Below are 20,991 nucleotides of genomic sequence, written 5' to 3'. Positions count from 1 at the left end.
GACCGTACACTTAATTAAGAAATGCAACAGTAGCACAGTCATTACACGAAGATCAAATGAGTTATGCGATCTTGGGAAACGGTAAACTAACCAAGCTGTTCTCGATGATACTTCAAATGCTCGCCGATAAATGTGCTGATGAAATAATAACTGTGATCATACCCACTGTGAAAACGCAGCGTGAGCTTTTGATCCGCTTCACGGCACGATTTTTCCAACGCTTCCGGATACAGTTGCTGCGTCAGGAACTGATCGTTCAATCCTTGATCGATCAATAAATCGGAAATACTGCGGCCGTCCGCAATCAATGCGGTGGCATCGTACTGGCGCCAGCTGGATTGATCTTCACCCAAATAATGGCGAAACGCTTTTTGTCCCCACGGGCATTGCATCGGCGCGCAAATCGGCGCAAAAGCGGAGACCGAGCGAAACAACTCGGGATAACGCAGCGCCAATGTCAACGCGCCGTGGCCGCCCATCGAATGGCCGAAAATGCCGATGCGATTGGGATCAGCAGGAAATTGATCGATGATGATCTGACGCAGTTCTTGCGTGATGTAACTTTCCATGCGGAAATATTGCGACCACGGCGATTGTGTTGCGTCCAAATAAAATCCTGCACCGGCACCGAAATCCCAATCATCGGTCTCGCCCGGAATGCCGGTCTGGCGCGGACTGGTATCCATCGTGACCAACATCAATCCGTATTCGGCGGCATAACGCTGCGCACCGGCTTTGATCATGAAGGTTTCTTCGGTGCAGGTGAGTCCGGCCAGGAAAAACACCACCGGCACGCGCTGATATTGCGCCTGGGGTGGTTGGTACACTGAAAAGCGCATCGGTAAACCGATGATCTCGGATGGGTGCTGGTAAAAGCCTTGGACGCCGCCAAAACATTGATGCAGGCTGCGGGTTTCGAGTGTTGTCATAATTAGTAAATCACCACGGAGCGAATGGATTCACCGCTTTTCATCAAGTCAAAGCCGTCATTGATCTTGTCCAGCGGCAGGGTGTGGGTGATCAGCGAATCGATATCGATTTTGCCTTCCATATACCAATCCACGATTTTGGGTACATCGGTGCGTCCGCGCGCGCCGCCGAATGCGGAGCCTTCCCATTTGCGGCCGGTGACGAGTTGGAAGGGGCGCGTGCTGATTTCCGCACCGGCCTCGGCCACGCCGATGATGATGCTGCGCCCCCAGCCTTTGTGCGTGCATTCCAGTGCCTGGCGCATGATTTTGGTGTTGCCGATGCACTCAAAACTGTAATCCGCGCCGCCGTCGGTCAGTTGTACCACGGCATCGACGATATTGGGGGCGTCGTTCGGGTTGATGAAATGCGTCATGCCGAATTTGCGCGCCATCGCTTCGCGTTCCGGATTGATATCGATGCCGATGATTTTGTCGGCACCGACCATGCGCGCGCCCTGAATCACATTCAAACCGATGCCGCCCAGACCGAACACTGCCACGTTCGCGCCGGCCTCGACTTTGGCGGTATAGATCACCGCACCGAGTCCGGTCGTGACGCCGCAGCCGATATAGCACACCTTGTCAAAAGGGGCGTCTTCGCGGATTTTTGCCAGAGCGATTTCCGGCACCACGGTGTAATTGGAGAACGTCGATGTGCCCATGTAGTGGAACAGCGGTTTTCCATCGATTGAAAAACGCGATGTGCTGTCCGGCATCAGACCTTTGCCTTGGGTGCTGCGGATGGCCTGGCATAGATTGGTTTTCTTCGACAGGCAAAATTTACATTCGCGGCATTCCGGGGTGTACAGTGGAATAACATGATCGCCCTTGCGCAACGATTTGACGTTGGGGCCGATATCCACCACCACCCCGGCGCCTTCATGACCCAGGATGGTCGGGAACAGACCTTCGGGATCGGCGCCGGATAACGTGTAATAATCGGTATGGCAAATGCCGGTGGCTTTGATTTCTACCAATACTTCACCGGATTTGGGGCCTGCCAGATCGACCTGTTCGATCGTTAATGGCTGACCGGCTTTCCAGGCTATTGCAGCGCTTGTTTTCATTGAAATTTGTCCTTGTTATATTTTGTGATTGCGCAAATGCGCCAGCAGACCGCGACTGGCTTCCTCGACCATATCCAGCACCTGCTCAAACCCTTGCTGTCCACCGAAATAAGGATCCGGTACTTCGATATTCACCGGGGCATTTTCGCCATACTGCATGAATAATTGGATCTTGCCGTGATGATGCTGAGGGCTGCGCTGCCGCAATAATGCGAGGTTTTCGTTGTCCATGGCGAGAATGTAGTCAAATTCCTCAAAATCACTCGATTGCACCGCACGAGCACGTAATTCGTCCATTTTGTATCCACGCTGTAACGCCGTATGCTGCGCGCGATGATCCGGCGGGTTGCCGATGTGATAAGCATGCGTGCCCGCGGAATCCACTTCTATCATGTGATCCATCCCAGCGGTACTGACGATATGCCGGAACACGGCGTCAGCAGTTGGAGAGCGGCAAATATTGCCCATGCAGACAAATAGTACTTTTATTTTTTTACTCTGGTTCATGATTATTGTGACTCGAGGCTGGCAGTATTAATAATAATTGATGAATCGCCATGCCTTATTACCTAGTGGCAAATCACCCAGCTGTTTTTAAGCTTCCTTCAGGTTTTCATTCAATTAACCCAAAGTTAGTTTACTAATACGTCATTAAACTTGGCAAGCCATCTTTAAGGAAACGTCAAAATGATTCTATTCCGGGAATGTCATGGCGCCCACTTTTTAACCCAGTTGCATTACACTATCCCATTACTGACTGTTTTATTTTTATTGTGGAGAATTGCTGTTGATTGCCAAATAGAACAGGTTATCATTGTTAACCTTGCAGCTTTAAGGTACCTCTAATAAAAGTCAGACGCCTCATCGATATTAGCAACAGGAATATTATCTATCATGACACAGATACACGATCAAACTCTCTCCGAAGGCACGCAAATCGGCGTCTATGAAATTAAAGGCGTTGCAAAAGTGAGTGCATTTGATATCACTTATCGCGCATGGAATCATCATCTTAAGGAACGAGTGAAAATACGTGAATATTTTCCTCATGATTTCGCACAACGCGCAATGGATGGGATTGGCGTCGAACCCAAATTGCTATACCAAGCTGATAAAGAAAATTATGACTATGGATTAAAGGCATTTTTGGATCAGGCTGAGGTTCTCACCCAGATCGAACATCCTAATATTGCGGTGACAGAAAATATTCTTTCATTGAATGGCACGGCGTATCTGATTATGGGTGCCCAGGAGGGGATGCCGCTGGCTAAGTTGTTAGAGGCGCAAGCATCTTTAGCCGAAGCAGAATTGAAATTCATACTGGTATCGGTCTTGAGTGCGTTGCAGCAAATACACGAACACAAAATCGTGCACGGCGGCATTCAGCCGGCGACAATTCTTATCGGTAAGGACGGTGAACCGCTGCTGATCAATTTTGCTGCTGCACGATTGGCGATCGCCGCACGTACCTCGCGCCTCACTGAGGAATTAGCCGTTGGTTATGCACCTGCGGAGCAGTATGAACCCGGCAATGAACCTGGACCTGCAACCGATTTTTATGCATTGGGCGCAGTTCTTTATGCGGGTATGACGCATCGCCCGCCTGTTGCGGCGCAGATCAGGAAAACGGCCTTAAGCCAGGGGGAATCCGATCCAATGAGTGATCTTTCCCGATCTCCGGACATCGTCTATAGTGCTGAATTATTGCAAGCGGTCCAGTGGATGCTGCAGCTGGAATATAAGGACAGACCGCAATCGGCTGGTGAGATTTTGGCGTTGCTGAAATCCGAACATGCCAGTGAAACCAAAACTGTAACCGCAAAACAAATTACTGTAGAGACAGTTACCCGCAGTCGTCCGGTTGCTAATAATATGCTGTTGATGGGCATCATGATCGGAATCGTTGCCCTAGTGACTGTTGGATTATGGTTCGACGATAATTCTGCGGGACCATTGGATGACGGTGGTACTGTGACCACCGAGCCTTTATTTCAACGTAACCCCGGGAAAGTTGCTGATACTTCAGCGATAAAAGAAGATTCATCCGATGCTTCGGTTGCAATCGAATCAAATCAAGAATCAGACCCGGATGAAATATCCGAAACCGTGCGAGCAATGTCGTATGGGACTGAGAATCAGCCTGTTACAAGTAACCCTTCCCCACAGGGGTTGGCGGTTGTCGAAGCGGAACGTACTGCAGCAGTTGATGCATCTTTGTCGCAATCTGCGGAGCAGGATTCTGCGGTAAAACCAATTAATGCCGGGTTAATTAAAAAACATTTGGTTGCTGCTGAGAAGGCCATGAAAGCGGAACGCTTCACCACACCTGCAAGAGACAATGCATACAAATATTACCAGATGGTGCTGGCGATGGAACCCAATAATGCAGAAGCGCTCGCAGGCCTGCAGAAGATGGTGGATCGCTATATTCAGTTTATTGAGAAATCAAAGGCTGAAGGCAAGCTTGATACAGCTAAGCTTTATTTGCAAAGAGCGGAATCCATTTTACCGGACGATCCTAAGCTACAGAAAATTCGAGCTGAGCAGGCAAATGCGCAGTGAATCTTCTGTGGAAGGGGACGAACCGGATACTTCAAATAGCAGTTCAGCCAATTTGTATAATTTTAGCCACTGAGGGTGTACCGTCAAGATTCCACACGAAAAGCATATAAAAACCCGGAGGGGCTACATTAGCTGAAGCAGGTGTTTTTACTGTTACGATACGGTTACCTTTTTGTGGGGTCGGCAGGTTAAAAAAACGTGTTTCATTATTGAATGCATGTGTCGTAGCGCCAATACGCACTAGCGTGATCCTGAAAATGTTTTCGCTTGCTTCGATAGAAAATTGCTCATTCCAACTCATCATGGTTGTAGGAGCGTCCACAATAACCGGTCGAGGTGAGAATTGACCGCTGCCATCTTTTTTAAATAAATAAGGCGGGTAGTAAATTTCGCCATTAAGCTGAGTTAAAGGGCCTGGCGTGCCTCCGCCTCCGGTAATGACGCTTCCATTGGGAAGAAGCAGGGAAGTTGAGTGATACAGACGGGGAGTGGCCGCTCTTGCTGTTGCTTTCCATATTTTTGTACTGGGATTCCAAAGTTCGGAATCCAATGCTGCACCTGCTAAGTCGTTACCGGTCGATGACCCTCCATTGATCCAGACAGAGCCATTGGCGAGTACGGTTGCATTGCTATATTGACGTTTTTTTGCCAGCGTACCGCCCGAAGTGACGACAGGTTCTCCGCTACCATTGATGTTGACAACGGACGCCTTGCGGTTGTCGCGAACTGATAATATGCGGCCTGGGGCATACATGATGCTCGGCAGACTGTTAAGGCCCGGCAGTGTGGTTGATTTATACTTCGAGAGCGTACCGGTGCCTGAGGTGTCGAGCTTGTACATTGATCCATCGTGGCCAAGAATGAACAATTTGCCTTGCGGGTTTACCCAAGCTCTGGGATAGAACCAGGCAACCCCGGTGCTGCCCAGTGCGCCGTAAGCGGCGTTACTGGTCGCTGAGCTAAGTACCCGCCATTGCCCGTCAGTCGTGCGCACTTCCGGCGTAGGAGAATAAGTTGCTACAGTGGCGGGTATGGTGGGCGTTCCGGGAAAATCCCTGCTGTTACGGCCACCCATCACGACATGTTCACCATTGGGCAGTGTTACAGCGGTTGCGTACCAACGCTTAAACGTCATGTTTTTGGGATGGTGCGTTAATGTATCGGTGGAGGAGTCAAAAACATTCACATTAGCGTGAGCATATTGCCTCTTCGTGTTCAAGAAGGCGTCGCCACCAAAGAAAAGACCGCGGCCATCCGGGAGATGTGCCTGACCAGCGCAGTAAATGTCGGTAAGGGTTGTGTTGGGTAATGTCTCAAATGCATTGGATCCGATGCCGAGCGATGGATCCCAGATAACATACAGCAGATTGCCAATCTGCGTACCCACGGTATCGGTTCCATAAGCAATGACTCGTCCATCCGGCATCAGCATCATTGCGATAGGTATAACGGGCCAATCGTGCAGAGGACCGAATCTGCCTTTCAGGTGAGCTTGTGATCCGGCTGCCACCGCATGAAAGTTGCTTCCGTAAAGAAAAAGAAATAAGAACAGGATGGCGGGTAAAAGATACTTGAGATGCCAAATTCCTTGAGCAGAAAGAGAGCGTTTAAACATCCTGTTTCTCCTGATATTGAAGGTATGAAAATACGGGTAGTGGATGGCTTGCTTATATGAGCGATAATAAAGGGAATTGTATTTTATAACAATGAAATAGTGGAGAATATGAAGGATAAATAAATTACCCGAGTTTGTTTACAGTCTGTCTGGGGTACCTTATTTCGCTCTTATGGGTATTTATACACTTTGCTGTATTTTCTTTTCTTATTGCTGATGGATCGCTGGTTTGATTTTCCTCTCTTTTTCTCAGAAAGATGTCAGCAACCCGTGATTGTCTTTTCAATAGCTAGCTTATTGTTTCCTCAAGGTTTATAAAGAAATGTCGTAAGAAATTTCACGCCAATCTTATTCGGGAGCTCAGAATGTCTCAACCAGTCTCAAGAAAATTATCAGATTGGGTTAATTTCCTCACAAGGGCAGAAATTCCTGTTCTCAAACAAACTGCACGGAATCTTGAGGTTCTTACAAAAGATGAACAAAACTTAAATGCACGCAGTTATGCGAGTGTGGTGAAAAATGATCCTTTGATGACAGTAAAACTTATGCGTTACATGCAAGATCATAAGCATCGCTGCCAAGAGCACGATGTGATGGAAGCCGAGCAGATTGTAATGATGCTCGGACTTGAAACCTTGTTTAAGAAGATTCCTCCTGCACCATTGGTTGAAGAAGTTCTCGGACGCAATAATATGAGTGCGCTCATCCATTTATTAAAAACGGCTCATCGTTCCAATATGGCAGCATCTTATGCGTATGACTGGGCGATTCGTTTGCATGATCTGCATTTTGCTGATATCCGTCTGGCTGCCCTGTTGCACGACATCGCAGAAATATTGATGTGGTGCTTTGCACCCGTTGAAATGTTAAAAGTCAAACAACTGCAAAAACAAAATAAAGCATTAAGAAGTGCAGCAGTACAGGAAAAAATTCTGGGATTCACTTTAAATCAATTGCAACATGAGCTTGCTGTCAGATGGAAATTACCTGAGCTACTGATTACACTGATGGATGATGAGCATGCAAAATTACGACGAGTTCGCAACGTCATACTTGCGGTGAATCTGGCCAGGCATTCCGCTAATGGATGGGACGATGCTGCATTGCCTGACGATTATGAAGAGATTTCCAAACTCCTGCACTTGCCAGTGTGTGATGTCATGACGATCGTCGGTGCTAACAAGCAGCACGAAAGTGCCCATCTTGCCTGAAATATAAACTATCAATTAAGAAAACAAACGCGCCAATTCAATGCCCGGATCTTCCGCGCGCATGAAAGCTTCCCCGACAAGGAATGTGTTAACTTGGCGAGCGCGCATGTGCGCAACATCGGTAGGCGTATGAATTCCACTTTCGGTTACAACAATTTTCCCGGATGGGATCGAGGGTAGTAATTCCAAGGTTGTATCGAGTGATGTTGCAAAAGTATGCAGGTTGCGATTATTGATTCCGATTAATGGTGTCGATAGCTGCAAAGCCATTTTCAGTTCAGCGGCATCATGGACTTCTACCAGAACAGCCATTCCCAGCGAGTGAGCCAGTTGCTCAAGCCTTAACATGCGTTCCAGAGATTCATTTTTTAGATTTCCTGATGGATTGCTGCATTCCAGCAAGAAAGCGCTTACGATCAATAAAATGCAATCTGCGTTCATCGCACGTGTTTCAGCAATCTGATACTCTTCCAGAATGAAATCCTTGCGTAAAACTGGAAGCGAACAGGCGTTCCTTGCCGCTTGCAAATATTCGGGGCTGCCCATAAAAAATTGTTGATCGGTCAATACCGAAAGGCAAGCTGCGCCATGCTGGGCATAGGTATGAGCTATTTCGGCAGGAACAAACGCAAAGGAATGCGCGCTTCCCGAGGAGTGTCCGCGTAAAACACCTTTGCTCGGGCTGGCTTGCTTAATTTCAGCGATGACTGCTGATTTTCCTGCAGCAATTTTATTTTGAACGGCAGCGATAAAATCTCGTGGCGGTGCTGCGGATTGCGCTTCTTGAAGTAATATCGGATAAGGTTTTAATGCCTTGGCGGCTGCTATTTCTTGTTTTTTGACAGTGAGTATTTTGCTTAGAATATCAGACATGTTTTTTAATTCGGATTTTTATTGGTAAATTCCACCAGATCATGAAGTTTTTTCAATGCGCCGCCACTTTCGATGGCTCTCTGCGCCGCTCTGATTCCCAATCCCAGTGTGTCTGTGAGCCCGGCAGCATATATCGCAGCGCCGGCGTTCATTGCAACGATATCCCGCGCGGGCCCCGGGTTGTTTCTAAGAACTGAAAGCAACATTGTTTTTGCCTCTTCATTATTGCTAACCTGAATGGCGTCGATATCAGTGGATTTAAGGCTGAAATCTTCCGGTTTGATGTTATAAATGGTTACTTGGCCATTTCTTAATTCGCCGATAATCGTTTCACCTGTGATCGTGATTTCATCCAATCCATCCTTGCCATGCACGATCAGTACATGCTGGCTGCCCAGTCGCTGCAGCACATGAGCCAAGGTTTTTACGAGGTCTTCACTGAAGACTCCCAATACTTGCCTTTTGGCATTGGCGGGGTTTGTTAATGGCCCGAGGATATTGAATAAAGTTTTGATGCCTAATTCACGTCGCACCGGGGCGGCATGTTTCATTGCGGCATGGTAATTGGGAGCGAACATAAAGCCGACACCGATTTCGTTGAGGCTCTGGGCAACCTGCTGTGGTGTCTGGTTGAGATTGACACCCAGTGCTTCCAGTACATCAGCACTGCCGGATTTGCTCGAAACTGATCTGCCGCCATGTTTGGCCACCTGGGCGCCTGCGGCGGCGGCCACGAAAGCCGATGCCGTTGAAATATTAAAGGTGTGTAAGGAATCCCCTCCCGTGCCGCAAGTGTCTACAAGATGAGTGTCATTGGAAATATCGACCTTGGTCGCAAATTCACGCATGACTTGTGCTGCGGCAGCTATTTCTCCAATAGTTTCTTTTTTTACCCGAAGACCGGTGACGATTGCAGCGATGAGCATGGGTGAAATTTCACCTTGCATGATTTTTCGCATTAGAGCGATCATATCATCGTGCAATATTTCTTGATGCGCGATGATGCAGTGCAGTGCTTCCCGTGGATTCATGAGATTGCCTCCATGCAATCTGATCGCTTAACGATTAAGGAAATTCTCGAGCATTTGATGGCCATGTTCACTCAAAATGGATTCAGGATGAAACTGAATGCCTTCAATGGCAAGGGTTTTATGACGGATACCCATAATTTCATCATCTTCGGTCCATGCCGTAATTTCCAGGCAATCCGGCAGCGTTGAGCGCTCAACGACAAGAGAGTGATAGCGAGTGGCAATAAAGGGGTTCGGTAAGCCGCGAAAGACTCCGATGTCATGATGATAAATCGGAGATGTCTTGCCATGCATCAATTGTTTCGCATGAATAACCCGCCCGCCGAATGCTTGTCCGATGCTTTGATGCCCCAGGCAAACACCTAGAACGGGGATATTCTGGCTGAATTGGTGAATGACAGACAGCGATACGCCTGCTTCATTCGGAGTGCAGGGGCCTGGAGAAATCACAATTCGCTCGGGGTTTAACTGTGAAATTTTATCCAGAGTGATTTCATCATTTCGGTATACAACAACCTTTTCTCCTAATTCAGAAAAATACTGTACCAGGTTATAAGTAAAAGAATCGTAGTTATCAATCATTAGCAACATGATTATTATGTGCGCTGTTGGTAATAGTTATTTCTGAAGCTTTTGAAAAAAATCAAATCCAGTGACAAAATTCTTGAGTTATGGCGGATAAATTTTACCAGTTCGACCGGTATGCGAATAACATTATTGCGGTTATTTGAGCGCCATTTGATATTGCCTTATTAATTCAGTAGAATAGCACGTTTTCCAACCTTGCCTCACTATCGTGATTGGTGGGAGGCTTATAACCCGAAAGGAATTTATGCGACATTACGAAATAGTCTTTATTGTTCATCCTGATCAGAGTGAACAAGTGCCTGCAATGATCGAGCGCTATCGTGGCATTGTAACTTCTAAAAACGGCAAAGTTCATCGTGTGGAAGATTGGGGGCGTCGTCAGCTTGCTTATCTGATTCAGAAAGTTCATAAGGCGCATTATGTATTGATGAATATTGAATGTAATCAGGAAATTCTGGATGATCTGGATCACGCTTTCAAATTCAGTGATGCGATTTTACGCCATTTAACCATTAAAACTAAGGGGCCTATCACTGAACCATCGCCCATGATGCGCCAAGTGGAGAGAGCCGGTTCCGCGAGCCTGCAGGATTCAGAGGGAATTGCGGATGAAACGGATTCTGATGAGATTCCGGTAGAGTCCGGTGCTGCTGCGACTGCATAGTTTTCTAGCCATTGGAATGTAATCAGACCACTATTTGCGGGAAAATTGCCAAATTAGGCATTTTACGCTACACCCCTGCCGGCACGGCTGTGATTGAGTTTACGGTAAGTCACGGATCTCGGCAAAAGGAAGCGGGTGTTATGAGGCAAATAGTCTTTGATGTTCCTGTGGTTGTGATGGGAGAGCAGGCTTTGACCGTGGCCGAATTTGAGATTAACAGCAGAGTTAGGCTCACCGGGTTTCTCAATAAAAAGAACCATATGAATCAGCAATTAGTGCTGCACTCAGATCAAATTGAACTCATTTAATTATAAATAGGAATAAACATGGCACGTTTTACTACCAGACGTAAAGACAGTAAAGAGAAAGAAAAAGATAAAAAAGCCAATCGCCCTTTATTCAAGCGTAAAAAGTTTTGCCGTTTTACCGCGGAGGGCATTAAACAGGTGGATTACAAGGATATTGAAATTTTGAAAGATTTCATTAGTGAAAACGGCAAGGTGATTCCGGCGCGAATTACCGGTACAACTGCTTTTTATCAGCGTCAGTTAGGTACGGCGATAGAAAGGGCTCGTTTTCTGGCGTTATTGCCTTACACGGATCGTCACTAAGGAGCAATGATATGCAAATCATTTTGATGGAAAAAATTAGCAATTTGGGTCAACTAGGTGACGTAGTTAATGTTAAAAGCGGGTTTGCACGTAATTATCTGATTCCGCAAGGTAAAGCAAAGCGTGCAACGGAGCAGGCTATTGCGGAATTCCAATCCAGGCGGGCAGAATTGGAGAAAAAACAGACAGAAATTCTTGCCGCTGCTCAGGTTGTTGCTGCAAAACTGGATGGTTTGCTGGTGCAAATTACTCAGAAAGCCGGCAGTGATGGAAAACTATTCGGTTCCGTTACCAATGCGAATATTGCCGAGGCGCTTACCGGCCTGGGTTTCTCAGTTGAACGTACCATGATTCATATGCCGCATGGTCAATTAAAGCAAGTGGGTGATTATCCCCTGAGCATTTCACTGCATGGTGATGTAAAAGCAAGTATTACCGTTTCGGTACTGGGCGATTCAGCGTTCTGATAGAGCAGTTCTATGGGCTCATTTGGAAAAGGACTATTCGTAGTCCTTTTTCATTTGTGATTCAGCAAGTGGTAGAATCAGACATCTTCAACCGAGTTTTCGATATCTATGGTGCAATCACCGATCAGTCTCCATCAGGATCAGCTACTCGATCCCTATAAAACACCGCCCCATTCGATTGAGAGCGAACAATCGGTACTGGGTGGGCTCATGCTGGACAATAACGCGTGGGAGAAAGTCGCCGATATCATTACCGATGCCGATTTTTACCGACAGGATCATCAACTGATTTATCACCATATCTGTAAGCTGATAGAACAGAACAGGCCTGCTGACGTCATTACCGTAGCGGAATCGATGGAAACATCCGCAGAGCTGCAGACTATCGGCGGGCTTGCGTATATTGGTGCCATTGTGCAGAACACACCTTCGGCGGCAAATATCAAGCGCTATGCGGAAATTGTTCGTGAACGCTCGATTATGCGCAATCTGGCCCAAGTCGGCGTGCACATTACGGACTCTGCCTATAACCCGGTGGGACGCTCTGCCGCAGACTTATTGGATGAAGCGGAAGCGAAAGTATTTGAGATTGCAGAAGAAGGTGCGCGCGGTAAGGAAGGCTTCATGGGAATTCAGCCCCTGTTGCGGCAAGTGGTCGAGCGGATAGAGTTGTTATATAGCCAGGATAATCCGAGCAATGTAACCGGAATTGCATCAGGTTTTCACGATCTTGATCAGAAGACATCCGGATTCCAGCCGGGCGATCTGATTATTGTTGCGGGCCGGCCGTCCATGGGTAAAACCGCATTCTCCTTGAATATTGCAGAGCATGTGGCATTGGAGTTAAACAAACCGGTTGCAGTATTCAGTATGGAAATGGGCGGTGCGCAGCTGGCCATGCGGATGCTGGGATCGGTGGGAAAGCTGGATCAGCATAAAGTGCGTACCGGTCGTTTGGATGATGAAGATTGGCCCAAGCTGACGCATGCCTTGGGCAAGCTTAATGAAGCCCCCATTTTTATTGATGAAACGGCGGCGTTGAATGCGCTCGAACTCAGAGCACGCTCCAGGCGGCTGTACCGTCAGTACGGTGAGCTGGGTTTGATTGTGGTTGATTATTTGCAACTGATGTCTTCCAGTAGTCACGGAGAGAATCGCGCCACTGAAATTTCGGAAATATCGCGTGCGTTGAAAGGGCTGGCGAAAGAACTGAAAGTGCCGGTGATTGCATTATCGCAACTTAATCGCAGTTTGGAGCAACGGCCCAACAAACGCCCGGTGATGTCGGATTTGCGCGAATCCGGCGCGATTGAACAAGACGCCGATGTGATTCTGTTTATCTACCGCGATGAAGTCTATAACCCCGATTCGCCAGACAAAGGCATTGCCGAAATCATTATCGGCAAGCAGCGCAACGGCCCGATCGGAAAAGTCGATCTAACATTCCTGGGCGAATATACACGCTTTGAGAGCCATGCCAGGCCGGAATATTATTAGTGGAATTTTGTCGCAGCGACTGATTTCTTGTAGTTTATCCAGCGCTTAGCTTTCAGCGCGTAGCACAGATATGGGTTTGCGCGACTTTGTATCGGAGAACCCATTGCGGGATAGAGGATGAGCGGTGAAGTATAAAAGGCGGCAATCAAGTTATCAGTGGTTATTCTTGCAGCGCTTGCTGTGCCTGTTCGTTTTGCTCACCCTGACCGGCTGTATATCGCCGATAGCGTTGAATCGCGCTGTGATTGCGTATGATGAAGCGGTTACCGATTCCATATCACAGCAGCTATTGGTAAATATCGTACGCGCGCATTACCGTCAGCCGGTACATTTTACCGGCGTATCCAATATCGCCGCTACTTTTACTTTTGTTGCCAATGCCGGGGCTATACCATCGCCTGGAGGGCTCGCCGGTGCAACGCTGATGCCGATTTTCGGCGGTAGCCTGGCTGAGAGCCCAACAATCAGCATTGTTCCGATCGAAGGGGAAGAGTTCACGCAGCGCTTGCTGACGCCGTTTCCGCAAAGCAAGCTAACGCTGTTGCTGCGGCAGCATTATGATGTCGACATGCTGTTGCGCATGATGGCGCAGGAAGTACGTATGGCGCACTCCGAGCGGCATAGTGTTCATCGTAACATCCCCTCGGATAAAGCGGGTTATGAAATGTTCCGCCGCGTGGTGCTGCATTTCTCCGCGATCCAGGATCATAATCAGTTGTATGCAGAGCCGTTGTTGTTGAAACATACCTGGAAGATTCCGTCCAGTTCGATTGCGCCTGATAGCTTTCAATCGTTGCAAAAAGAATTTATCGTGCACTATGACGCTGAAGACGATAGCTTTGTTTTACGTAAACATACCCCCGGCCCCATTCTGATTACTAACTATGATCCCGATTTGCTACCCGAGGAAGAGCGCGAAGCACTGAATGAGCGCGCTAGAGATTGGGATGTCAGCGATATTGCGTTTGATATTCGCGCCGGTCATTATGGCGGTGAGTGGCCGATGAGCGGTATGTTCCGGTTGCGAAGCTTTCACTCGATTCTTGGTTCTCTGGGCGAAGCACTGGGTAATGAGAAGGGATATCATGTCGAGAAAGATGCCAGAACGCCGCCTATCCTCAACAACGAGAATCCAGATCAAACCTTGGAATTTGTGGTTTCCAAGTTGCCTTCTGCCGACGCCGATCTTTCGATCCGCTGGAATGACCGGTACTATGCGGTCAATACGATAGGACCCCATGCGCGTTGGAATCGGAATGCATTTCAGTTACTGTTCCTGCTATTTCAAATGACCGTCACCGATTTGCCGCGCATCGGTGTGCCGAGCATTACGATTGCCAAATGATTTGGCAATCCATTGTGACCCACAGAAATTTTTACTGATTTCCGTCAAGTCTAATGCATTGTTATTCAAGGCTTGTGGTTGGGAGATTGGGTACCCGTTGCGGTTGCCAGGAAATAACGTGAAATGCAGCGTTTTACCAGGGCAATCATCTGGTTTTCCTTAATATTAGTCACCTGCTGATAGAGCGCTGGCGCGATTGACACGAAAATACGTAATAACCGCGGATCAAAATGACTGCCACTATCGCGTTCAAGTTCTGCGATGGCGTCATGCACCGTCCACGATTCCTTATATGGACGTTTGGAGGTGAGTGCATCGAATACATCGGCAATGGCGAATATCCGCGCATTCAAGGGGATTTCTTCGCCTTTGAGTCCCTCCGGATAACCGCTGCCATCATATTTCTCATGATGAAAATGAGCCACATCGCAAGCTCCGCGGAGCCAGCTGGATTGCTTTAATATATCTACACCCAGTGTGACATGCGTTTTCATGATCTCAAATTCCTGCGGGGTCAGCTTTCCCGGTTTCAGCAAAATGGGATCGCGGATTCCAATCTTTCCGACATCATGCAAGAAAGCACCGGTGATCAGGTTAAGGATATTTTCATGACGCAATCCGATTGTTTCTCCCAGCCGGAGTGCATAAAAGGTAACGCGGTAATTATGGCTATTGGTATCGGAGTCGCGTTCCGCAATGGCGCAACCCATCACATTCATCAACTCCAGATTTCCGGTTAAAAGATCGGTGGAAAGCTTGGTGAGTTCCCGATTGAGCATTAGCAAAATCGGATACATCAGCAGGGTGGTGAAAGTGATGCTGATGGTAATCAGTAACAGTGTGTGAAACAGTTCATCCTTGATCGAATTCCGAGTCTTCTGATCGACCTGGTAAATGCCTTCGAAATAACCCATCACTGCATGCTGCGGCCCTTTGATCGGAACCAATATGACCAGCAGCAGTTTATCTTGAATTAAATGAAATTCCTGGAAAAAGTCACCGCGTTTGGGGAATCGGTGGCGATGACTGTTGATCCATTGCTCGGTGGTTTTCTGTCCTGGACGGAATGCTTCGATCTTGAGTTGCTTGTTAATATCATAGAGCTCAACCACGAGGAAATTGCGTTTAACCAATTGCTGTGCCAAATCGGTTAAATGTTGATAAGTTGGGCTGTCCAGTTGTTCCAGATCATAAGAGGATTCACCGCTGAGTACGGCAGATTCCTCCAGCGCGAGCGTATGCACGAATTGCTGAAAGCGCGAAATTTCAAGCCATAGAACGATGCCACCGATGGTGAAACTGAGAAACAACCATCCCAGAAACAAACGTAACAGGATTTTGCGCTGAACGAATTGACTGATGGCAAGCGCTTCCTGTGAATCAGCTTTGACGTCAATCAGGCTCGAAATACCGGATTTTGATTCAGTCATAGTTTGATTTCCTCACTAGAAATTACATTGACATGTGATGGCAGAAGAACAATGTATCAGGCTGAATATTATAGGTACACAGTCAAATATTTTGTGAAGTGTGCGGCGGGAGAGTTTTTCTGAAACCGCTGATCAATTGCATTTCACCGGTGCTTGCACTTGCCTCAATGACGGCTATTTCTGGATTTCTTCGTTGAGGTGGCGGGCAGCAGGCTGGTAATGGCTTGGTAGCGTTCAAACAAAAACGCCACCCGCTCCGCCTCGGACGCAAATGATTTCTTGCCATACGCCGCATCGACAGCGCGATCCAAAGCCTGATGCGCGCGCACCAGTTCTGGTGGCATGGCCAGCGGGTCGTATAAATCTGCCAACGTGGCATCGGGAAACTGCGCACGAGCATTGAGTACCGCTTGCGCGGCGGTTTCGATGGCGGGAATCCCCCCGCGCTGCGCGCCTCCCCCCTTTGCCAAAGGGGGGTTAGGGGGGATTTCAGGCCACGGGAAGTTGTTGTAGACGATGCCGACGGAATAGCGGTAATCGCTTTTCAAACGTCCGCATACGGTGCGCATCCAGGCGTTGTGCATCGTGGAGGTGAGGATGCCAAAGTGATAGAGGGTTGCATTTGGCAACATAAATACTAAATCGCTACAAAATGTGTCTGGTTGCATAAATCCAAGCGGAATAAAGTTACGACGCTCAGATGATACTTTTGGAATAAGAAGATAAGGCGTGGTTGGTATGAGTTCAGTTCCAAAATGGGTCGGTGTATCAGCTGCTTTTAATGTTTGGGCGCGCTTACTTTTTAGGCGAAAATTTTTAACAGCCTCGACCAAAGACATTGCTTCTGGAAGCTGACGCAGTTCGTTTGGAGGACAATCACCGAGCCATAAACACCAGCGCTCATATCCATTGAGAAATTCGACCGCACCGAGCCAGCGATAGAAATATTTTTCTGCTTTAGGCGAGCGTTTAAGAAATTCTTTTTTTTCTTCAGTAGTGAATAGGAAATTACCATCATCAATTGGTTGACTTCCTATACCGATTTCGGGAACGGAGCAAATTGGTTTGTTTCGATTTTCTAAAAATAGATTTGGTGAATCTACCAAATAAGGATTAATGTTCTTGGCTGCCACTGCATGTGGTTCGCCCTTAATATTCACGTATTCAAAAATGGTTTTATGCGTAGCTTCCAGCAAGCCAAATCCGATGATGACGCAATGCACTGCGGCTTTGCCTTTGGCTTCGCTCATCCACTGAAAGGTGCGATGAGCATAATGAATATGTGCGCCGCGTCTCAGCAAATCAGGCCATAGCACGCCGACCTGCTCGCCTTGCGTAATCGAATTGGTGGAAACAAACGCGGCCCGAATTGCCGGATGAGCAGTGATGTAATCGATGGCTTTGCGGTACCAGCAGGTGACGTAATCGAGCAATCCCGCATTTTTGGTATCGTGGAAAATGGTAGCGACATCGGTGCGTTGCGTTTCGTTCATGAATTTTGCGCCAATGAACGGCGGATTACCCATCACAACATTACATTCTTCCGCCGCGATCACAGTGTTCCAATTGAGCCGCAACGCATTGCCGTGCACGATGTGCGCGGATTTGTTCAGCGGCAGGCGGATGAAGTACTGGCCGAATTCTTCCGACACCAGAGCGTTCATCTGGTGGTCGGTCAGCCATAATGCGACTTGTGCGATTTGCGCCGGGAATTCCTCGATTTCGATACCGTGAAATTGATCGACGTCAACCTGAATAATGCTGGTGATGTCCAGCGTTTGCTGGCCGCTGTCGTGCAATGCGCGCAACACTTCCAGTTCGAGTCGGCGCAGTTCGCGGTAGGCGATCACCAGGAAATTTCCGCAACCGCACGCCGGATCGAGAAATTTCAGGCTGGCCAGTTTGTTATGGAAGATTTGCAGGCGTTTGGCGTTGTGCTTGATTTTGGCGAATTCCGCGTGCAGTTCATCGAGAAATAACGGGCGGATCAGTTTCAGGATGTTTTCCTCGGTGGTGTAGTGCGCACCGAGGTTACGCCGCGCGTTCGGCGTTTCATCTATGATGTTCTGGAACAACGAGCCGAAAATCGCCGGTGAAATACCGCTCCAATCCAGTGCACAGCAATACAACAGCGCGGCGCGCATGTGGCTGTCGAAGCTGGCGAATGGCAGGCGTTCTTCAAACAGTTTTCCGTTGATGTACGGAAAGCGCGTCAACGTGTCGTCGAGGTTTTTCAGCCGCTCGTCTACCGGCGTGTTGAGCACGTCAAACAGTTGTGCCAGTTGCGGTGCCAGGTCGCTGCCGTCTTCGCGCGTTTGCTGTTCGATGAATTCGGTGAACTGCGTGCGCTCGAAAATGCCGGTGTCTTCGGCAAACAAACAAAACAGTAAGCGCACCAGATACACTTCCAACGCATGGCCGGTGTAACCGATTTGCTTCAGGCGATCGTGCAATTTCGCCATGCGTTGTACTGCCTTGGCGTTGACCGGGCTTTGCGGGGAGATTTTTTGCGGCTGGTAACCGGCAATGAACCAGAACAGTTTGATGAATTTGTGAAATTCTTTCAGCAAGAATTCGGTTTGCGTACCTTCGACCGTATCGTACAGACGGAAACGCACAAAATCGCTGACCAAAATAAAACGGGGCAACTCGTGTTCTTTCAGACCGGGGAAATAATCGATGGCCTGCCGGTAAGCGCGATCCAAGTCTTTGCCGCGCGATTTGTGCTCGATCAGCAGATTGCCTTTCCATAACCAGTCGATATAGCCATCGCGGCCATCGAGCTTTTTGACCCTTTGCTCAAAACTGCCGATGCGCCGGGAAGTAATGCCAAAGACATGGAAGAATTCAATCCAGAAAGGCTTTGCATCAGAATTTTCCGATTCCGTTTTGATCCATTCTCTGGAAAACGCCAGTGCGCGATCTTTGATTTCGTTCCAGGCCAGTGCCATGCGTTCTCCGGTTATGGGTATCTATTTGGTGCGCACGATTCTACGTGATCCGCAGGAAACGTCCAAGCATCGCTTGTGGTATGATTTTCGATCATAGGAGGAGTATTGAAATGCGCGCTGTTTTTCTGGATTTTGGTTCTGTAACCCGCGGCGATATGGATTGTGCGGCGCTGGAGCGCGCGGTATCGCCGTGGCAGTATTATCATGATTCTTCCGAATCGGAGGTGCTGGAAAGAATTCGCGAAGCGGAGGTGATTGTCAGCAACAAGGTATTTATCGGCCGCGCGGCGATCACTGCGGCGAGGAATCTGAAACTCATATGCGTAGCAGCAACAGGGTATAACAACGTTGATCTCGCAGCCGCCAGCGAGCGCAGTATTCCGGTGTGCAATGTACGCGGCTACGCTACGCCTTCGGTTGTGCAGCATGTGTTCATGCTGATGCTGAATCTGGCGCGTCATTTTGTCGACTATCAGGAGCTGGTGAAACGCGGCGGCTGGCAGACAAGCCAGTTTTTTTGTCCGCTGGATTTCGGTATCCGGGAGTTATGCGGAAAAACACTGGGAATCATCGGTTATGGCGAATTGGGTCATGCAGTGGCCAACGTGGCGCAAGCATTTGGCATGAAGGTACAAATTGCCGAGCACAAAAACAAGTTGCCACGCCCGGGCAGAACTTTGTTTGATGAGGTATTACAGCAGGCGGATTTTATTACGCTGCATTGCCCATTATCGCGGGAAACGCAGCACCTGATCAGCCGCAAGGAATTTGAGCTGATGCAATCTTCTGCGTATCTGATCAATACCGCGCGCGGTGGTCTGGTCAATGAAACCGATTTATTGGAGAGCTTATCTTTGGGCCGAATTGCCGGTGCTGCGATTGATGTGATTCAGGAAGAGCCGCCGAGCAAGGATAATCCGATTTTGCGGCAACAGCCTGCCAATCTGATTGTTACGCCGCATATCGCCTGGGCCAGCCGGGAATCGAGACAGCGTTTGCTGGAATTATTGGCGAACAATATCAAAAATTTCTTCCAGCATAAATCTTTTAATCAAGTAACTGATACAGATAGCAAGATTGTTTAGAGCTTAGCTGAAAACTCACTATTCTATCTCGTTGCAAAGCAATCATTGAAACCAGCAAATTCCCACTCTTTCGCTCTCGTGGTTGCGTAAATTTACGCTTGCCCCTCAATAGTTTTCATTTGCAGTCGCTTGGTGGTTTTTGATGCTTACTTGCTTTAGTGAGCTTCTTACATCTGCCGGTTAAAATCAGAACTTTCGGGTATTTTGGCAAGAGGGTTGAAAAACGATCATTTGAACATATTTTATAAAATGTACAGGGAAATTATTCCGGTGGAATTGAATCGGAATAAAAGATAGGTACAAACTGCATTAGCATCATTAATTGAAAGAGAGAGCTATTAACCAAAACGTGTTTATGTTCTTTCTTTTTAAACTCCATACTCTCGAAGGAGGGAATTATGCGACGCATATACTTTCTAGTTCCGGATATCACAACCACTAAAAAAATTGTCGAGGATTTGCTTCTGCAAAAAATTGAAGAGAAGCATATCCATGTAATTGCAAAACGTGGCACACCGCTTGAAGATTTGCCAGAAGCCAATCTATTGCAAAAAACTGATTTCATTCCTGCCGTGGAGCAAGGTGTCGCATTGGGTGGCGCAACAGGCTTGCTGGCCGGGCTGGTTGCAGTTGCATTGCCGCCAGCATCGACGGTCATTGCCGGGGGTGTTTTATTGGCAACCACTTTGGCGGGGGCAGGTGTAGGTTCATGGTTTGGCGGTATGGTGGGCATGAGTGTTGGCAATCGGCAAATCAAAGAATTTGAAGATGCGATCGAAGCGGGTAAATTACTGGTTCTGGTCGATGTGCCGACTGACCGGGTGGCTGAAATTGAAGATCGGGTCAAACAACATTTGCCTCAGGTTGAAGTCGAACAAACGGAACCCAGGGTGCCGTCATTTCCGTGATTATATTTTGGTCTGGCACCGGTTCTTTGCTGAGCAATGGAGAGCCGGTGTCATCTATGATTGGATTTGCAAAAAATCCAAATGAGCATGTAAAAGCAAAGTTGCGCGCGCGGCG

The 20,991-nt window shown here is 48.0% G+C and carries 19 protein-coding genes; 10 read left to right on the top strand and 9 right to left on the bottom strand.

The genetic code is table 11. The features are described 5' to 3' along the window. Positions 1 to 86: 86 nt before the first annotated feature. Genes fghA through ATY38_RS03035 form a run of 3 tightly spaced genes read right to left on the bottom strand, consistent with a single transcriptional unit; the run spans position 87 to position 2,545 of the window. Complete coding sequence (gene fghA, locus ATY38_RS03045; protein WP_062557994.1) at positions 87 to 929, bottom strand: S-formylglutathione hydrolase; 843 nt, start codon at positions 927 to 929, stop codon at positions 87 to 89. A 2-nt stretch (positions 930 to 931) separates the two neighbouring features. Beyond that, positions 932 to 2,038 carry an S-(hydroxymethyl)glutathione dehydrogenase/class III alcohol dehydrogenase gene (locus tag ATY38_RS03040; RefSeq protein ID WP_062557993.1) on the bottom strand — a complete coding sequence of 369 codons (1,107 nt, stop codon included), beginning with the start codon at positions 2,036 to 2,038 and terminating at the stop codon, positions 932 to 934. Positions 2,039 to 2,053: 15 nt separating this feature from the next. Continuing rightward, complete coding sequence (locus tag ATY38_RS03035) at positions 2,054 to 2,545, bottom strand: low molecular weight protein-tyrosine-phosphatase (RefSeq protein ID WP_013646578.1); 492 nt, start codon at positions 2,543 to 2,545, stop codon at positions 2,054 to 2,056. Between the two features lie 387 nt (positions 2,546 to 2,932). Between ATY38_RS03035 and ATY38_RS03030 the strand changes: the two genes are divergently transcribed. Beyond that, a complete protein-coding gene (locus ATY38_RS03030) occupies positions 2,933 to 4,600 on the top strand; it encodes a serine/threonine protein kinase (RefSeq protein ID WP_062557992.1) in 1,668 nt (555 codons plus the stop codon). Between the two features lie 43 nt (positions 4,601 to 4,643). Here ATY38_RS03030 and ATY38_RS03025 read toward each other — a convergent pair whose 3' ends face one another. Then, on the bottom strand, positions 4,644 to 6,215 hold the full coding sequence (locus ATY38_RS03025) for a glyoxal oxidase (RefSeq protein ID WP_062557991.1): 1,572 nt from the start codon (positions 6,213 to 6,215) through the stop codon (positions 4,644 to 4,646). Positions 6,216 to 6,580: 365 nt separating this feature from the next. Between ATY38_RS03025 and ATY38_RS03020 the strand changes: the two genes are divergently transcribed. After that, positions 6,581 to 7,426 carry an HDOD domain-containing protein gene (locus ATY38_RS03020; RefSeq protein WP_062557990.1) on the top strand — a complete coding sequence of 282 codons (846 nt, stop codon included), beginning with the start codon at positions 6,581 to 6,583 and terminating at the stop codon, positions 7,424 to 7,426. 15 nt (positions 7,427 to 7,441) lie between these two features. Here the strand turns inward: ATY38_RS03020 and trpC are convergent, their stop codons facing one another. The 3 genes from trpC to ATY38_RS03005 are packed head-to-tail and all read right to left on the bottom strand — an operon-like array spanning position 7,442 to position 9,921. Then, a complete protein-coding gene (trpC, locus tag ATY38_RS03015; protein ID WP_062557989.1) occupies positions 7,442 to 8,299 on the bottom strand; it encodes an indole-3-glycerol phosphate synthase TrpC in 858 nt (285 codons plus the stop codon). Between the two features lie 5 nt (positions 8,300 to 8,304). After that, complete coding sequence (trpD, locus tag ATY38_RS03010) at positions 8,305 to 9,330, bottom strand: anthranilate phosphoribosyltransferase (protein ID WP_062557988.1); 1,026 nt, start codon at positions 9,328 to 9,330, stop codon at positions 8,305 to 8,307. A 27-nt stretch (positions 9,331 to 9,357) separates the two neighbouring features. Next, on the bottom strand, positions 9,358 to 9,921 hold the full coding sequence (locus ATY38_RS03005; protein WP_062557987.1) for an anthranilate synthase component II: 564 nt from the start codon (positions 9,919 to 9,921) through the stop codon (positions 9,358 to 9,360). Between the two features lie 241 nt (positions 9,922 to 10,162). Between ATY38_RS03005 and rpsF the strand changes: the two genes are divergently transcribed. The 6 genes from rpsF to ATY38_RS02975 all read left to right on the top strand — a co-directional run bounded on the left by rpsF (position 10,163) and on the right by ATY38_RS02975 (position 14,502). Further along, entirely contained in the window at positions 10,163 to 10,582 is a 420-nt protein-coding gene (gene rpsF / locus ATY38_RS03000; RefSeq protein WP_062557986.1) for a 30S ribosomal protein S6, read from the top strand. 11 nt (positions 10,583 to 10,593) lie between these two features. Continuing rightward, positions 10,594 to 10,890 carry a primosomal replication protein N gene (gene priB / locus ATY38_RS02995; RefSeq protein ID WP_013646586.1) on the top strand — a complete coding sequence of 99 codons (297 nt, stop codon included), beginning with the start codon at positions 10,594 to 10,596 and terminating at the stop codon, positions 10,888 to 10,890. A gap of 18 nt (positions 10,891 to 10,908) precedes the next feature. Next, complete coding sequence (gene rpsR, locus ATY38_RS02990; RefSeq protein WP_062557985.1) at positions 10,909 to 11,193, top strand: 30S ribosomal protein S18; 285 nt, start codon at positions 10,909 to 10,911, stop codon at positions 11,191 to 11,193. 11 nt (positions 11,194 to 11,204) lie between these two features. Further along, positions 11,205 to 11,660 (top strand): 50S ribosomal protein L9, encoded by a 456-nt coding sequence (gene rplI / locus ATY38_RS02985; RefSeq protein WP_062557984.1) that lies wholly within the window; start codon positions 11,205 to 11,207, stop codon positions 11,658 to 11,660. 108 nt (positions 11,661 to 11,768) lie between these two features. Further along, complete coding sequence (gene dnaB / locus ATY38_RS02980) at positions 11,769 to 13,157, top strand: replicative DNA helicase (protein ID WP_062557983.1); 1,389 nt, start codon at positions 11,769 to 11,771, stop codon at positions 13,155 to 13,157. Between the two features lie 124 nt (positions 13,158 to 13,281). Continuing rightward, positions 13,282 to 14,502 carry a hypothetical protein gene (locus ATY38_RS02975; protein WP_062557982.1) on the top strand — a complete coding sequence of 407 codons (1,221 nt, stop codon included), beginning with the start codon at positions 13,282 to 13,284 and terminating at the stop codon, positions 14,500 to 14,502. Positions 14,503 to 14,567: 65 nt separating this feature from the next. Here ATY38_RS02975 and ATY38_RS02970 read toward each other — a convergent pair whose 3' ends face one another. Both ATY38_RS02970 and ATY38_RS02965 read right to left on the bottom strand, forming a co-directional pair. Continuing rightward, positions 14,568 to 15,932 carry an HD-GYP domain-containing protein gene (locus ATY38_RS02970; protein WP_062557981.1) on the bottom strand — a complete coding sequence of 455 codons (1,365 nt, stop codon included), beginning with the start codon at positions 15,930 to 15,932 and terminating at the stop codon, positions 14,568 to 14,570. A 164-nt stretch (positions 15,933 to 16,096) separates the two neighbouring features. Then, complete coding sequence (locus tag ATY38_RS02965; RefSeq protein WP_062557980.1) at positions 16,097 to 18,883, bottom strand: class I SAM-dependent DNA methyltransferase; 2,787 nt, start codon at positions 18,881 to 18,883, stop codon at positions 16,097 to 16,099. 110 nt (positions 18,884 to 18,993) lie between these two features. Between ATY38_RS02965 and ATY38_RS02960 the strand changes: the two genes are divergently transcribed. Together ATY38_RS02960 and ATY38_RS02955 are read left to right on the top strand one after the other, a co-directional pair. Beyond that, positions 18,994 to 19,968: a 2-hydroxyacid dehydrogenase gene (locus ATY38_RS02960; RefSeq protein ID WP_062557979.1), complete on the top strand. Its 975-nt coding sequence runs from the start codon at positions 18,994 to 18,996 to the stop codon at positions 19,966 to 19,968. 398 nt (positions 19,969 to 20,366) lie between these two features. Beyond that, a complete protein-coding gene (locus ATY38_RS02955; protein WP_062557978.1) occupies positions 20,367 to 20,876 on the top strand; it encodes a hypothetical protein in 510 nt (169 codons plus the stop codon). The last annotated feature ends 115 nt before the right edge of the window (positions 20,877 to 20,991 follow it).

This window comes from Nitrosomonas ureae (assembly GCF_001455205.1).
Classification (GTDB): Bacteria; Pseudomonadota; Gammaproteobacteria; order Burkholderiales; family Nitrosomonadaceae; genus Nitrosomonas; species Nitrosomonas ureae.
This window is presented reverse-complemented; position numbering and strand designations above follow the sequence as displayed.